The sequence below is a fragment of the Caballeronia sp. genome (genome assembly GCF_049581465.1).
Lineage (GTDB): Bacteria > Pseudomonadota > Gammaproteobacteria > Burkholderiales > Burkholderiaceae > Caballeronia.
Genome location: NZ_JBAUSA010001189.1, coordinates 1 through 1,674 on the forward strand (window position 1 = coordinate 1; position 1,674 = coordinate 1,674).

Sequence of the window (1,674 nt, forward strand, 5' to 3'; positions counted from 1 at the left end):
GTGGCGGCGGCGCCTCCTGCTGCGGCGCCGGCCATCGGCCGTCCGACCATGGCGCTGAATGCGCCGAAGGACGTGGCGCATCTCGAGTGCAATATCGTGACGCCCGACTATCCGGTGCTTTCGAAACGTCGTGGCGAATCCGGTCGCGCACTGGTCAAGTTCGTGGTGGGCCTGACGGGCAAGATCGAGAACATTGAATTGAAACAGAGCAGCGGTTCGCCACGTCTGGACGACGCTGCCCTCGACGCCATGCGTTCAAGCACGTGCAAACCCTACAAGGAAAACGGCGAAGCCATTCGCGCCGCATATTCCCAGCCGTTCGTGTTCGGCCTGAAGGACTGACGCCCGCCTTGGGCTCAACTCAGGCGCAACGGCCTCACGGCGAAAACGAACAAACAACTATCCAACCTGATTTCCAGCTACCTACAGGACACAAGATGCAAGACTACGGCTTGGCGCACGTTTTGGCGCAAGGGGATTTCGTCACACGCGGTATTGCGCTTGCGTTGGCGATCATGTCGATTCTTTCGTGGACAGTCATCGTGGTGAAAGGTCTGAATGTGCTGCGCCTGAACCGCCTGACGAAGAACGCGGAGCGAGCGTTCTGGCATTCCGACGATTTCGACGACGGCATCAAGAAGCTCGGTATCCCTTCGCCGAATCCGCAAGACAACCCGTTCCTCGCGCTCGCGCTCTCCGGGCAGGACGCGGCGGATCATCATCACCAGACGCAGCCGCATCTGCATGACCGCATGGATGTGTCGGACTGGATCACGCGTTGCCTGAAAGACACCATGGACGACGGCGTGGGACGCATGCAGGCTGGACTTGCAGTGCTCGCTTCGATCGGCAGTACCGCTCCGTTCGTCGGCCTGTTTGGGACGGTGTGGGGCATTTATCACGCGCTGATGACGATCGGCGCGACCGGGCAAACATCGATCGACCAGGTCGCCGGCCCGGTAGGCGAGTCGCTGATCATGACCGCCTTCGGCCTGTTCGTCGCGATTCCCGCCGTGCTCGGTTATAACGCGCTGACACGCTCGAACAAGACGATCGTGACCAAGTTGAACCGCTTTGCACACGGCCTTCACGCGTTCTTCGTCACCGGCACGCAACTCTCGTCGAACAAACGCGGCGACGGCTTGCGCCTCGCTACGCAGAATGCGATGAACACGGCAGCGAAGTCGCCCTCGCCGACTGCATCGCGTGTGGGCTAAGGGGACGTCGACATGGCCATGAGCCCTTTTTCCAGCGACGAGGACGACGGCGTGATGAGCGAGATCAACATGACTCCGCTCGTCGACGTCATGCTCGTTCTCCTGATCATCTTTCTCGTCACCATTCCCGCGATGAATCACGCGGTGAAAATCGATCTGCCGAAGGCAAGCAGCCAGCCGCAGGACACGAAGCCCGCGCATGTGGACGTGGCAGTTCAAGCCGACGGCACCGTGCTATGGAACGACCAGCAAGTGGACGATACCGCCCTGCAAGCACGTATCGTTGAAGCGTCGCAGCAAACGCCGCAGCCGGAACTGCGCCTTCGTGCGGATCGCAAGGTGCCCTACGAACGCGTCGCCGATGTCATGTCGGCCGCGCAAAGCGGCGGGTTATCGAAGATCGGCTTCGTCACCGAACCGAAGCCAGCGCTCAAGTAGGACGAGACAGTTGGACGAG

3 protein-coding genes are annotated in these 1,674 nt (G+C 60.8%); all 3 read left to right on the plus strand.

Annotated features, from left to right (window positions below; translation table 11 throughout):
• A partial coding sequence (locus WCA53_RS29070; protein WP_423919263.1) for an energy transducer TonB occupies positions 1-342 on the plus strand: 342 nt, incomplete at its 5' end.
• 95 nt (positions 343-437) lie between these two features.
• Positions 438-1,217 (plus strand): MotA/TolQ/ExbB proton channel family protein, encoded by a 780-nt coding sequence (locus WCA53_RS29075; protein WP_423919266.1) that lies wholly within the window; start codon positions 438-440, stop codon positions 1,215-1,217.
• 12 nt (positions 1,218-1,229) lie between these two features.
• On the plus strand, positions 1,230-1,655 hold the full coding sequence (locus WCA53_RS29080) for an ExbD/TolR family protein (RefSeq protein ID WP_423919269.1): 426 nt from the start codon (positions 1,230-1,232) through the stop codon (positions 1,653-1,655).
• Positions 1,656-1,674 lie beyond the last annotated feature (19 nt).

Bases quoted from the DNA above. Each gene is read 5' to 3' on its own strand.
- WCA53_RS29080 (WP_423919269.1), top strand. From the start codon at position 1,230: ATGGCCATGAGCCCTTTTTCCAGCGACGAGGACGACGGCGTGATGAGC.
- WCA53_RS29075 (WP_423919266.1), top strand. From the start codon at position 438: ATGCAAGACTACGGCTTGGCGCACGTTTTGGCGCAAGGGGATTTCGTC.